This window comes from Ornatilinea apprima (assembly GCF_001306115.1).
GTDB lineage: Bacteria > Chloroflexota > Anaerolineae > Anaerolineales > Anaerolineaceae > Ornatilinea > Ornatilinea apprima.
Map to the genome: position 1 here is coordinate 1 of NZ_LGCL01000028.1, position 13,455 is coordinate 13,455.

At 51.1% G+C, this 13,455-nt stretch carries 13 protein-coding genes; all 13 read left to right on the plus strand.

The window, feature by feature from the left end; translation table 11 throughout:
* The first annotated feature begins 327 nt into the window (after positions 1–327).
* From ADN00_RS13100 to cas1, 13 genes are read left to right on the plus strand one after another with little or no spacing between them, the layout of a single operon-like run.
* Positions 328–1,908 (plus strand): Cas10/Cmr2 second palm domain-containing protein, encoded by a 1,581-nt coding sequence (locus ADN00_RS13100; RefSeq protein WP_075063447.1) that lies wholly within the window; start codon positions 328–330, stop codon positions 1,906–1,908.
* Positions 1,895–2,602, plus strand: a complete 708-nt coding sequence (locus ADN00_RS13105; protein ID WP_075063448.1) for an RAMP superfamily CRISPR-associated protein — start codon at positions 1,895–1,897, stop codon at positions 2,600–2,602. The genes ADN00_RS13100 and ADN00_RS13105 overlap by 14 nt, the downstream gene beginning before the upstream one ends.
* Entirely contained in the window at positions 2,599–3,792 is a 1,194-nt protein-coding gene (locus ADN00_RS13110) for an RAMP superfamily CRISPR-associated protein (RefSeq protein ID WP_075063449.1), read from the plus strand. The genes ADN00_RS13105 and ADN00_RS13110 overlap by 4 nt, the downstream gene beginning before the upstream one ends.
* Positions 3,789–4,235, plus strand: coding sequence for a hypothetical protein (locus ADN00_RS13115; protein ID WP_075063450.1), 447 nt, complete (start codon positions 3,789–3,791; stop codon positions 4,233–4,235). The genes ADN00_RS13110 and ADN00_RS13115 overlap by 4 nt, the downstream gene beginning before the upstream one ends.
* A 13-nt stretch (positions 4,236–4,248) precedes the next feature.
* On the plus strand, positions 4,249–5,157 hold the full coding sequence (csx7, locus tag ADN00_RS13120; RefSeq protein WP_075063451.1) for a type III CRISPR-associated RAMP protein Csx7: 909 nt from the start codon (positions 4,249–4,251) through the stop codon (positions 5,155–5,157).
* On the plus strand, positions 5,135–6,172 hold the full coding sequence (locus ADN00_RS13125) for an RAMP superfamily CRISPR-associated protein (RefSeq protein WP_075063452.1): 1,038 nt from the start codon (positions 5,135–5,137) through the stop codon (positions 6,170–6,172). Before csx7 ends, ADN00_RS13125 begins: the two co-directional genes overlap by 23 nt.
* Positions 6,169–6,753 carry a hypothetical protein gene (locus ADN00_RS13130; protein WP_075063453.1) on the plus strand — a complete coding sequence of 195 codons (585 nt, stop codon included), beginning with the start codon at positions 6,169–6,171 and terminating at the stop codon, positions 6,751–6,753. Before ADN00_RS13125 ends, ADN00_RS13130 begins: the two co-directional genes overlap by 4 nt.
* On the plus strand, positions 6,750–8,072 hold the full coding sequence (locus ADN00_RS13135; protein ID WP_075063454.1) for an RAMP superfamily CRISPR-associated protein: 1,323 nt from the start codon (positions 6,750–6,752) through the stop codon (positions 8,070–8,072). The genes ADN00_RS13130 and ADN00_RS13135 overlap by 4 nt, the downstream gene beginning before the upstream one ends.
* A 4-nt stretch (positions 8,073–8,076) precedes the next feature.
* Entirely contained in the window at positions 8,077–9,129 is a 1,053-nt protein-coding gene (locus tag ADN00_RS13140; RefSeq protein ID WP_075063455.1) for a hypothetical protein, read from the plus strand.
* 4 nt (positions 9,130–9,133) lie between these two features.
* Complete coding sequence (locus ADN00_RS20025) at positions 9,134–10,657, plus strand: hypothetical protein (protein WP_075063456.1); 1,524 nt, start codon at positions 9,134–9,136, stop codon at positions 10,655–10,657.
* A 20-nt stretch (positions 10,658–10,677) separates the two neighbouring features.
* On the plus strand, positions 10,678–11,535 hold the full coding sequence (cas6, locus tag ADN00_RS13150; RefSeq protein WP_075063457.1) for a CRISPR system precrRNA processing endoribonuclease RAMP protein Cas6: 858 nt from the start codon (positions 10,678–10,680) through the stop codon (positions 11,533–11,535).
* A gap of 4 nt (positions 11,536–11,539) precedes the next feature.
* Positions 11,540–12,454, plus strand: coding sequence for a reverse transcriptase domain-containing protein (locus tag ADN00_RS13155; RefSeq protein WP_075063458.1), 915 nt, complete (start codon positions 11,540–11,542; stop codon positions 12,452–12,454).
* Entirely contained in the window at positions 12,454–13,452 is a 999-nt protein-coding gene (gene cas1, locus ADN00_RS13160; protein ID WP_075063459.1) for a CRISPR-associated endonuclease Cas1, read from the plus strand. The genes ADN00_RS13155 and cas1 overlap by 1 nt, the downstream gene beginning before the upstream one ends.
* Positions 13,453–13,455 lie beyond the last annotated feature (3 nt).

The window sequence follows — 13,455 nt, forward strand, 5'->3', positions numbered from 1 at the left end:
CATCGGCTCGTTTCGGTGGTTCTGGTATAAGCGGTTTGATTACTTTCCATTGTTCGTCTGTAAGGTCCATCGGCTCGTTCCTCGTGAGGATTTGAGCCTGAGTTTACCATTTTTGAGATAGCTTCTAGCATTTCAACCTTCAAGCGTTGTATAATCGAATTATCATTTAGCGGGGAAATACCGGTATCACTTTCAAGCACAAAATCAAATAAAAAGATTCGCTTTATTCAAGCATCCTGACCTGTAAATGCGATTTCCAGGTGCTTTCTGTCAACATTATTACGCAGCTCTCAACCAGAAATCACCACGATTTCGGAGGAGAGAACTATGGCAAAATGGTTGGTCAGCCTGGATACCGATAAGATCAAACAGTATATTTATTCTTGTGATCACCTAAAAGAAATTCGTGGCGCAAGCGGATTGTTAGACCATCTGAATCGGGAGACTACTCCCAAACTCATCGAACATCACCACGGCAGTCTGATCTTTGTGGGCGGCGGATCCGCGATGGCCACCTTTTCCGCCAAAGATGACGCCCAGAAATTTGCTGATGCCGTCCAGAAAACCTATCTGGAAGAAACTGGAACCGCCACCATTTCCTCTGCTATAGTCGAATATCAACCAGACGATTCCCCTTCAGTCACTAAAAAAGTACAACCCACCGCCTTCAACCTGGCACTGAGGGAAGCCAGTGTTCGCCTCCAGCAGGCCAAAAACAGCGGGCGGGGGCACCAGGTCATCACCAGCGCGCCCATTTTCGCTCGCTGCCAGCGCTGCGGACAATTCCCGATTGAAAAGGTAATCCGTATCGGCAACCAGGATTTCAAAGTCTGCCGTGTTTGTTTTACCAAACAAACCATTCCCAGTTCACTCTATCCAGGCGACCGTCTAAAAACCTCCGTATTCGCTCGACAAACTTTACAGGACGCGGGATTTCCCGACCTGATAGAAGACCTGGGTGATCAGTCGCAACCCAAGAATTTTGTTGCCCTGGTCAACGCTGACGGGAACAATATCGGTAAAATCATCGAAAATTACATCCACCAGGAAGCAGACCTGATTGCGCTAAGCAGTATCCTGACGGAAACCATCGAATACGCCTTAATCGAAGCAATTAAAGCCAGTATGGGAACATCTGCCTCCAAAATCCCTATCATTCCCATCCTGATCGGGGGCGACGATGTCATGTTTCTTACACCAGGTCATTTGGGAATTCCCATAGCTGTTGCCCTCTGCCAGAATTTCAAGCATAAATTCAATCAATTGGTCCAAGAGAAAACAAAGGATAATCCATCCTTATTTCAAAGCAATCCACCGGAGGCAGTTATGTCTGCCGGAGTCGTCATCGCTAAAACCAGCCATCCCCTCTTTGCTCTGGATGAACTCTCTGAAGAATTACTCAAAAGCGCCAAGCAACACAGCAAGGAATTATCCTCGTTTGGCATCATCTCAACCATTGATTTCCGGGTAATCACAACCCCAACCGCGAATCCATTGAAGAAAGTACGCCAAACAGAATTTAGAATTGCCGAAGACCGATTTGCAACCAGCCGTCCTTACGCCATTGACACTCTCAATGATCTTGCACGACCATCCTGGGAAGATGTATATCAGGCTATTCTAAGACTCAAAAAAGAGAATTTTGCAAACAATAAAATTCATTCGTTGCAAAACATCTTGCGCAACCGATCTCTCTTGCAGGCGGAACTGGACCTGATGAATTTTATCGCGCATATCACCGAAAAACAGCATGAGATCATGAAAGAGATCAATTCCAGTATGCACCTCAACCAATGCAACTTACTTTTCCTTACCAACCCCCTCAACCCGGCTCAGCTGATCAGTCCCCTTCCGGATTTAGAAGAGATCTATGAATTTATTACGGAGGTGCACCATGATCCTGATTAACTATTCGATTGAGTTTCAAACTCCTTTCCGCGTGGGCACGGGCATGGGACAAGCCGGATTTATCGACAACACCACCATCCGTAATCGCGATGGACTGGCCTACATTCCAGGCAGCACCATCAAAGGACGGGCGCGCGCGGCGGCTTTGAAACTGGCCCCTTCTTTTGATATCAGCACCCACTCAACTACATCAGACCAGACTGGCTGCCTGGTCACCCAGCCAGATGGCCCCTGCGCCATCTGCAGAATTTTTGGTGCGCCGCAATGGCCTGGGATGCTTTCTTTTGAAAAGGCGGATTTACATGGGGAAATTTCTAACATTCTCAAAACTTTGGATCTACATGAAACACCCATCAAAACTCACGCCCAAAACTACGGTCGCCTTCTCCGCACAGGTATTGGGATTGACCGCAAACTGCGTGTGGTGGTACCTGACAGATTGTTCACCAACGAGTGCGTGGGTACCAAGATCCCCTTCACTGGAAGAATTATTGGAGAGTTTCCTTCCAGCTCACCAATTGAGCTGGATTTAGCCTTATTACTGGCGGCACTGAAATCCATCTCCCATCTGGGTGGCGGGCGCGGACGCGGGCTTGGCCGCTGTGAATTTACTTTTATCAAAATCCAGGTGGATGGCAAAGAAAAGAGCCTTGATCAACTTATTTCCAGTCTGGCAGGGGGAGGTTTGAAATGATCATCATAAAGTTGGAAACCAAAGAGCCCTTGCATTTATCTGCCAGCTATACCGTTTCAACGTACTCGCCCTGCATCGAATACATCCCTGGTTCGGCTTTACGCGGGGGAATGGCAAAAAAATTCCTTCAAGAAGACCAAAATCAAGAGGATTTTGAACGGTTTTTCTTGGATGATCATGTTCGCTTTGGTCCTCTTTGGCCAGCCCAAAACAGTCCACAGGGTGCCATCGGGGCAATTCTCCTACCAATGACGGCTTATACCTGCAAACGCTACCCCGGGGTTTATTCCAGCAAAACAGGTTACACCAAACATGGCATTCGAGACATGCTATTCGAATTCATAAAAGAGCCCACCGGAACATCCAGCCTAAACTGCTCTGAACAAGATTGCGAGGCACCGCTGACGCGCCAGACAGGGTATTACATCGGCCAGGAAGCCCACATGGAACTGATCGAACTGGATAAACGCGTCATAACCAGCACCGCCATCGACGATCAGACCCAGACCGCCGCGCCCGAGCAGTTGTTTACCCTGCAGGTGATTGAAGAAGGGCAGATGTTTTGGGGACAAATCGAGTTCGGCGACCCTGACTTGGAAGAGATGTTCTGCCAATTATGCTGCGAAACTGGAATTCAAATCCGCCTGGGGGCAGGCACAAGCAGAGGACTGGGATTGATGGAAGTTAAGGATATTTATCCAAGTGACAATCACCCAAATTACAATCTTTTCTCCGTGACGCAATCCCTTTTAGAAAGAATTCAAGAATTTGACAGTGTCGCTAAAATGGAGTTGGGAGACAGATTTGCCAATCAAACCTGCACTTGCTTTTCGCTTGATCTACTCTCCGATTGTCTTCTCCTGGATGAATTCCTTCAATACAAAATCCGTATCGAGCCTTCTGACCTGGCAAGATACATTCATCCAGACCTTTCCCGGGCTGCACCGCTTGGGCAGGTATGCACGAGCCAGTTTGTGGATGGATGGAATAACCTGCACTGCCTCCCCCGGGAAACCTCAGTAGCTATTTCCGCGGGCAGTGTATTTTTCTACTGCATTGACGTTCCCCCGCAAGAGTTGGCCAACCTGCTTGGACAAGTTGAGTATCGCGGCATAGGAGAACGCACTCAGGATGGTTTTGGCCGCGTCACCATAAATCATCCATTTCATCTAAAGAGGGAGCAGCGATGACCACAACCTTAGAAAGTGAACGATTGCGCATCCTGCTTGATGCCGCTCAACAAAATTGCCGGGAGGAAATACTGGCTGATGCCAAAGCGGCCGCAGACAACAAACTGAAAGAAATCAGCACAGCCCAATGGAACGGCATTGCCGAATTAGCCCGAAATCCGTCCTACGGGATAGAAGGCATCCAGAAAGAATTGCTGGACCGCAGTGAAAAACGCTGGAGTAATGAGACACCAATCCCCGCAAGCGATACCGGAACTAATGAAGATGAATTGAACAATTTCCTCGAAAAACTCAAAAGCCAATCGCAGCAAGAAATTGAAAAAATCTGCTTGCAAATTCCATTAACTGATATGCAAAAAGAAGAATTAATCCAAAAGTTATACCTTTCCAATTTACGCGAGTACCTGTTGGCGTTGGTTGAGTATCACCGGGCAACCGCATAAGAAGGGAGAAAATATGTCCGCGATTGCAGATCAATCTGTTGAAATTGAGTTTTATGGGCATGACCAGGCGATTAACCTGTATTGCTTCTCCGGCACACTGACCTTGACACACGCCATGCACATCGGCAGCGGGCGCGGCGACCTGACCACAGACGCCCTGGTAGTGACTGATGGCGCAGGCAAACCCATCATTCCCGGCTCCTCATTCCGCGGCCTCTTTCGCTCTCACATCGAACGGCTGCTGGCCGGTTTGAACGCTGCTGGGGTCACTACTCTCTGGGCCTGTCAGCTCTATGACGCCTCCCCATTGGGAATATGCATCGGCAACCAGGTTAACCAAGAAAGCAAGGATAAATTGAAAGAATTGGTGAATCGAGCCAAAACGAGCGGTTTGCCCGCTATTTGGAACGACCTGCCCAAAGCCCTTTGTAGTGTCTGCCAGTTATTTGGCGCGAGCGCGGTATGGGCCTCAAAAATCAAGTTTTCGGACCTCAACCTTCTCAACGAACCACTGACACAGATCCGGCACGGCGTGGGCATTCACCGCGACAGCGGCACCGCTGCCCCCGGGGTGAAGTACGACAAACTGGTTGTGGAAGCAGGCCGGGAGTTCAAATTTGAAGCCATCGCCGAAAACCTTACTGAGCAAGACAAGCGCCTGCTCGCTCTGGGTTTTCAGGCCATCCTCAATGGAACTGCCGCGTTGGGTGGCTCGACCGGAAGAGGGCTTGGAGATTTTGCATTGACCGGTGGAGATGTAAGCTGGGTGGATTGCAAAAATAAATCTGACCTGGTCAATTACCTGTTAAAAAAGGAGTATTCAGGCAGTCAGAGTCTGGATGATTTTGTGAATGAAACCCTTAATACCTGGCTTGCTCCACAAGAAAATGGAGGCGGGGATGCGCAAACTGCTGCTGAATGAGTTTGTGTTGGGGCTGGAATTAAAAATCATCGAGGATGATCTGCTTCTGATCGGGATGCCGGATCCAACGCAGCAAAAAAAGAAAGAAGACAAGGCGGATAAATACATCCCCATGCGAAGCAGCGACGGCAAATATTTCATTCCCGGCAGCAGTCTCAAGGGCGTTCTGCGCAGCCGCGCGGAATATATCGCCAACATTATTCATCAGGGGAACGGGGTTTGCCATATCTTTGACCAAAGGAAGAAAAGCGAAGCGCACCTTCCCGGGCGGTTGTGCTGCGGAGACCGGTTTGAAATTCGCCTCAAAGACGCTGAAAAGAATCAAAAAACGCTCCCCTACGCCACATTTTACGCGGACGCCTGCCCGGCCTGCCAGTTGTTTGGTCACTCTTCATTTCAGGGGCGTTTGAGCGTCACCGATTTCCCGGCACTGGATTCAGACAGCGGGAAACCTTTCAGCCAAACCCATATCGCCGTGGACCGGTTGACAGCGGGTGCAGCTCAGTCAAAACTTTTTACACCTAAATACCTGCGCGACGCCGTTTTTAAGGGATCCATCCACATCCAAAATTTTTCCATCTGGCAACTAGGCTGGCTGGGATTCGTTTTACAAGACCTGCGTGAAGGGCTCATCCGGCTTGGGCGCAAACAAACCAGTGGATATGGAAAACTCGCCATTCAAAAAGAAACAGTGCGCTTTCGTTATCTGGGAAAGCCCCCCACGGAAGAAAAATTGTGGGGAATTGGAAAATACTTGAATGATGAATGGATCAAGCAATATGGGTATGGCAATGGGCTTGCCTATGAAAGCATTGATCTTCCCGGCGCGCAATGGAGCACGCCCGACCATCTCTGGTATGAATATTCGGCTGAGGCGCCTCCTGAGCCTTTACCGCTTTGGGAAAACGCCAGAAGCGCGGCTTACCACTATTTGCAGTCTTTCAAGTTTACACCAGACATGCAACTCAAATCCCTGCAAGAGCTTTGGGACAGGCAGCGGGAGGCGGCACGATGAACAGTGAAGCTCAGATCGAATCGCAAGAAAACACCCCGTCATATTGCGCCGCGGCGCGCGGGCAGCTCAGCCTGGATGAACTGCGCTCCTGCTTTCAAATCAACGCATTCCAGTGGGTAATACTGCAGACGTTGGAAACGTATGATTTTTTCCGATTCGCTGAATTTCAAATAGAAAACCAATTGCAAGCCAGCCTGCAAGGAGACGCTTTCTCAAACCACGGGCATTTACGCTGGGCGCGCGAATGGTGGGTTGACGAGAACGGAAACAGGCAGAACGGATGGAGAGCGGTTTACGTGGGAGAGGAAGCGCATTGCCCATCCTTTTTGAAAAATTCAGACACGGTAAAAGCGCTGAAAAATCCCCAAACAACCACAGTTTTATTGCGCGGAGAGCGCCGGGAGCAGCAGGATACCTGGATTGATCTTCGCGTGCCGCGCCGCCTGGACTATCCCTGGCCGGAGACGTCCAGCGTTCCAGAAAAAGTCGCGCTTGAAATCCGCCAGTTCACGATAGCGGATAACCGAATCTTGACCCAATACGCGCAGTTGGTCTCCTGGCAGGAAGGAGCGGATTCATGACATACATCTTACCCTACAACTTTGTTCGCCTGCAGCCGATACCAGCGGGTGACAGAAAAAAACCAACATCGCATGGCAACCCCGACCCTGACCAGGAATTGCACTCAGGCCGCCTCACCTGCCGGATTATCTGCATCAGCCCGATCTTCATCCTGCCAACGAACCATACGCGTTCCGTTTCTTTAGGGTGGGATGATAATGGCAACCTGGGAAGCCACAATATTTATGAACAGTTTTTCTGCTTGAAGAATGACTTCCCGGTTATCCCTGCATCCTCTATCAAAGGCAGCATTCGATTAGTCGCCGAAGCCTTGTGCAATGGTTGCATGTCAACATTTGCTGAATCCTACGAAAGCAGCAGAGACCATACCCATAGATATCACTTAACAAGTAATTCAATTTATTCTTGTTCAGAGCCCTTCAATCTTTGCCCAACCTGCCGGATTTTCGGTATGGCAACTGAATCACAACAAAACAACCAAACAAAGAGCAATGAGAAACTGTTCTACCGGGGAAAATTGGAATTTTCCCACGCCCGCCTGGCCGCAATTAAAGTTGATTATTTTGAAGATCCCATCATGCTTCCCGTAATGGGCAACCCGCGAGCGGATGTGGCGGTGAAGGTTTATGGAGATAACATAGGGAACGCGCGCGGCCGGAAATTCTACTATCATCGTCACGATCTGCAAATCATACCTTCTCCCAACGGCTATGACACTTTGAAAAGGTGGGAACAGACAAAACAACCAAGAAATATTCGAGGATTCCGCTGGAACATGCGCCCGACCATCCGGCCTCTTCATGCCGGTTCCATCTTTGAATTCGATGTTGAATACCAAAGCCTGGAAAAAGAAGAACTTGACCTGCTCATCACCGCGCTTGAGCTTTTCCCAAACCTGATAGATGATCAAGGTAAATCGATTGTTCCAGACTCAACGATGAAGTTCAACGAAGATTATTTTGTTGGTGAAGGTGTCTATCACAAATTTGGGTACGGCAAACCCGCCGGCTTGGGCTCCGCGGCCTGTTATATCACCCACTGGCGGGTATTACATCTCCAAAATCGCTATCAGGCTTCCCCCGCTGTAGATGGCGGCTGGGTGGAAGTGCAGAATCTTCGCCAGGCAGTGGAAGATCACAAAAACAAGTTTAAAAATGTTCACGGCAGCCAGACCTATTTCAAGGATTTGATGGCGATTTTGCGCTACCCGCATGGCATCACAAAAATGCAACACATCGAACAAGGGGATCCCGCTGAGCAGCACCTCCCGCCTGTGCCGGGAAAAGAAAAGGAATGGCTGAAAGAACAGGAGAAATAAGAATATGGCACGCCGTTTTATTTTCACCACAGGCACATCTCTCTTAGGAAATTTCATCAAAAAGTATTACGATCCGCCTAACATTGCTGAAGGAGTCTTCGACAACCGCTTTCCCAGAGAAATTGATATTCTCCACACTCCATCAGTGAGGTGGGATGGTTTTCGGGCATTCCATTACCCAGAGATGCAGATGGATAAAGGCATTGCCTGGAACATGATCAACACCTGGTCCACGATTCAAGCCAGAGAAAGTTACCAGACCGCTGAAGTGGACAGCCTGAGTTTTTTGCCGGTTGATCCTGAAAATGACGAAGTGATCTTACTGGCCTCCAACACCCCCCCAGGGTTGTTTTGCGCGCTGGTAAACGCGAACCTGATGACCCAACACGGCACTCCGGTATCCATCTGGGAAGATGTCCTTCAAGAGCACAGCCAGTTTCCCATCGTTGATTGGGACCCGGAAAATGAAATCTCATGGCGACCCATCGCTAATCCGCTTGCAAACCCTGCCATCGTTCTCACGATTAACCAATTAGACCCAAACAAGAAAACAACTTTTGAGAATCAGGCGCTGGGCAACCTTGTGCGAAGCGTATCGCTGCTCATTCTCCATGCCATGGATCACAATATGGAACCCCACGTAATCTTTACCGGCGGCTATAAAGCCACCATTCCTTTCCTCACCCTGGTCTGCAGCTGGATGGGAAACATCACCATGTGGAGTTTGTATGAAGACTCAAAAGAAATCCTGCGCATTCCGGTGCCCAAAGCAAACCTGGATAGCCGCATTTACCGGATGATCGCCGGGAAACTCGCGCTGGAGATGAAACAAGACGATCCATACTATGCGCTGTTTTCCAGGTGGACATCGAAGGCAAATTACACCCAGCTATCTTCAATGGATCCCGCTGACCAGCCATTCTTTGTCAATCACCCGCAGCCCAACCAACCGGTGCAGCTCAGCCCGATGGGCAAAGCCTTCGCCGAAGTATTGCGCGCCCAATTAGGGTCTGCTTACTTTAAAGAAGAATTGAAAAGCATTTTGAGTAATGAATAAATAAATGGAAAAAGCACTCAACATTCCCGAATTTGGGCTGCAACCGCAGCCAACCAACGAACACTTCAACCAAGATTCTTGGGAACAAATTAAAAACAAATTCCAGCTGGATACATCGGTGTATTGCTGGCAATTCAAATGGCAAGGCACCATGATTACACCTGTCAGCCTGGGCAACCTCTCCATTAAGGAACATCTCCTGCGCAAATTATGTAGCAATTCTCAAAGCGCTTACTACGAGGATGCCGGCGCTCGTTTGCTGGATGCCGCAAAAACACCCGCACTGCAGAAAAACACCAAACTTCTTTCACCCAGTATTCACAAATTGCTGTTCTTTTCTCCTTTTCTGCTGGAGACCTGGTATGAGAATGAAAATTGGCTGCCCGATCACAAGAAGGGCAAGAACCCCCTTGAATTTGGGTTAATCCTATACCGCCTGTCAGAAATCTTTCTTTCCGCGCTTGCCATCCAGGCGCATCGGCAGGTCGGCGACCTGCCCGAAGACTTGCTGCTCGCGCGCATCCTCTTAATTCGCCTGCGTTTCCGCCTCCTTGCTGGGCTGAGTCAATTTTCTAAACTCGCTGCTTACTTACCAGATTTTGCCCTGATCGTCCGAAACGCGCAACGCGAATACGCGCGCTTGATTTTGGAGCGCACGGACGAAGTGGAGCTTGCGCTGCAACTTGCCATTCCGCCGCAGAGCGGTTGGGATTTGGATGAGGAAATTAACCTGATCCTGTTTTCCGATGATGGCCAAAGCCGCCTGTGGCCGTTTGCCCAGGAGACACCCTCCGACCGCCTCTTTACCGACACAATCATCCGCGCCTGGATGCTGCCGCACGACAATTTGCAGGGTGCGACCGCCAGCCTGGTCTCGCTCCTCCATCCCAACGCCAATCACCCATCCCTCATTAACTGCCTGATTCTCTCACTCAGGACGCTTATTTTTCTCAGCGCGGCCAGCTTTATCCTTTTTCTTTTTTTTCAAAACAAATATTTCCTAGCTCTACCTTTCATCGCGAGCGGCGGGGGGGTGATTGGTCTGGCGCGTTTGGTTTTTACCCGAAAACTCATCATCCGCCAACGGACCTATCCGCTGGCACTGCGCATCCCCGCGATGGGAATGGTGGGCCTTCTGATCGCCGCCGAGTTTATTGAAGACCTTGCCAAGAAGATGGATCATTCCTCTCAAAACCTCACCGGATTGTTTATATCCCTTTCAGCGGTTTCCCTTTTGTTTGCCTATCTGTACATCACATCCGAGATCAGCGCACGTCTGCGGTTTTCCCAGTTCAAAATCCAACGCGCACTGGATCTTTTCAGCTACGGCTGGGCGGCCACCTTCTGGCTTTCAACACTGGCCTTTTTTGTCTATTGGCGAATAAACAATCCAGAAACTGCTCTGCTCAAGTTCTTTTCCTACCCATCCTTATGGTTAATTCTTCTGGTGCTCAGCAGCGCCTCGCTGCTGGTGGGGGTATTCACTCAGATCTTCTGGGAAGACAAAGCCATTGCCGAACCGTTGTAAACAAAAAAAGGAGCTGACCGTTGAAAGACCACCCGCTGCCATTCCCCGAAAAACAAGAATCCTTGCTGGCCTCTGTGGTCATCCACCTGGAATCGCTCAATGCCGGCAGCCTGCTCCCCGAGACGGGCCGAAAAGTGCATGGATTCTGGCATGAGCATTGGAAGCGAATTTGCCCGCCAGCCGCTGAATCGCTGCACCCCAACAACGGCAAAGCGGAATTCACCCTCAGCCCCATCTTCGGTTTGCCCCAACCGGAAAATGACGTTATTCGATTATCTCCGGGCATGCCCGCATGGTTTCGGGTTACCACCCTTAGGCCTACCCTGACGGAAGCACTGTTCAATGAGCACAATGGCTGGCTGATCACACTTCCCGCAGAATTGGATTTTGGCCCCATTCGCTGGAAGCCATCCTTTCAACCCTTCAGCAAAATAGACGCTGCCTGGTCCTGGCTGTGTTCCTATGAGGCGATGCGCCGCGCCGCCCAGCCGTCTGTCTCGTGGAAAATATCTTTATCCACCCCCACCTCTTTCAGCGGCCGCTATGTAGACTTCACCTTCCCGCTGCCTGAACTGCTGGTCAAATCCTGGCTGGAGCGCTGGAATCATTTTGCGCCCCCCGCCCTGGGCCTGCCAGAAGAGCTGATCGATGCCGCCCGCGAGCATTTGCGTGTGACCGAATACCACCTCTCCACCTGCCCCGGCGAGCGACAGACCATCGGCTGCCGCGGCAGCCTGGTGATTCAGGCCTACCACCTGCCCCCAGAGGCGCGCACACAGCTCGACCTGCTCTTCCTTTACGCCTATTACTGCGGCTCCGGGCATCGCACCGCGCAGGGCATGGGGCAGACCCGCCTGCTGCGACGCTGGAGTGGGTAACGAAATGAGCCAGCAAAAGAACCTTTTGGCGCAGGTGCTGCAAATGGACAACCTGTGCTGGGCCTGGGAAGAAATCGCCGAAAATAAAGGCATTCCGGGTGTGGATAACATCTCCATTGCGCGCTGGCGGCGCAACTGGGAAGAGCGCCTGGTTCAGCTAGCCCGCGATGTGCGCGGCAGCGCCTACCTGCCGAAGCCGCTGCGTCTGCGCCGCATTCCCAAGCGCAACCGCAGCCAATACCGCGTGCTGCGCATCCCCACGGTAACCGACCGCGTGCTGCAGCGCGCGGTGCTGCAAGTGCTGCAGCCCCATTATGAGCGCATTTTCCTTGAGTGCAGCTACGGTTATCGCCCGTGGCGCGGGTTGAAAGACGCCGTGCAGCGCATTATTATCCTGCGCGAGCAGAACTTCCGCTGGGTGCTGGACGCCGACATTGACGACTTCTTCAATCGCGTCAACCACGCCCTGTTGATGAAATTTCTGGAAGACGATCTGCCCGACTCCTCTCTCAACCATCTTATCGCCCGCTGGCTGCGGGCAGGCAACCGCGAGATGGGCATTCCCATGGGTTCGCCGCTTTCACCCCTGCTGGCCAATGTATTTTTGCACCGTCTCGACCAATCCATCCAACAAACCGGCGTACCACTGGTACGCTACGCCGATGATTTCATTGTGCTTACTTGCAGCGAGCAGGCGGCTTTGTTGACTTATCATCGTGTTGGGCAATTCCTTAAAGACCTCGAGCTGAGTTATGAACCCGCTAAAACCTCGATCACCAGCTTTGAGCAGGGTTTCACCTTCATCGGTGTGCGCTTCCTCACCGATTCTTACAGTTATACCTGGGAGGATAAAGAGATCACCGTCAACGGGGATGAAGTGGACTGGCTTTTCAGCCAATATGGACCGGAGTATGAATAATGGCCAGCCTGTACGTGATTGAAACAGGCGCACGCGTAGAGGTGGAATACCAGCGTGTGATCGTTACAGCGGAAGACGAAACCATCTTCCGCGCGCCCATTCAACACGTCAGCCAGGTGGTTCTGATTGGCAGCGCCGGTGTAACCACGCCGGCATTGCATAAATTGCTGCATGCTGGTATTCCACTGTTGTTTTTAGATTACCGCGGACGTTTTTTAGGCCGTTTGCAGCCCGCTTCCTCCTACCAATTGCCGCTGCGCCTGGCGCAATACCAGAAAAACGATGACCCCGAATTTTGCTTGCGTACCGCCCGGGCCATTGTGTGTGGAAAAATCAAGAACCAGCGCACCTATCTCAGGCGACTCGCGCACCGCGGCGCAGAGATATCCCCATCGGATCTGCTCGAAATGAAGACCGGCGCGGCCAAAGCTGCCCAGGCCGGTGATCTGCCCGGCTTACTGGGTGTGGAAGGGTACACAGCGCGCATTTTCTTTAACGGCTACCGGCGTGCTTTTAACCCCGAATGGAACTTCACCCGCCGCGCGCGCCGCCCACCCAAAGATGCGGTTAACGCCATGCTCAGCCTGGGCTACACTTTGCTTAATCAAGCCGTCATCGCCGCGATTGAAATTACCGGCCTGGACCCCTATCTGGGCTATTTCCATGTGGAAAAATACGGCCGCCCGGCCCTGGCGCTGGATCTGGTGGAAGAGTTCCGCACCCCAATCGTCGACTCGCTGGTGTACGACCTGGCCAGCCATCACCGCCTTACGCCAGAAGACTTCCAAAGCGACACGTTTGGCCGCGCCACCCGGCTTACCCGCAGCGGGATGCGCCGTTTTGTAAAAGAATTCAGCCGCAAGATGGAATCGGAAATCAAAACCCGCGAACTCGACCGCCCACTCTCTTACCAGAAACATCTTGAGGTGCAGGCGCGCAAAATGGCGCGCTGCATCCAGGGGCAAGAAACCCAATACCAACCATTTCAAATCCGGTGAACT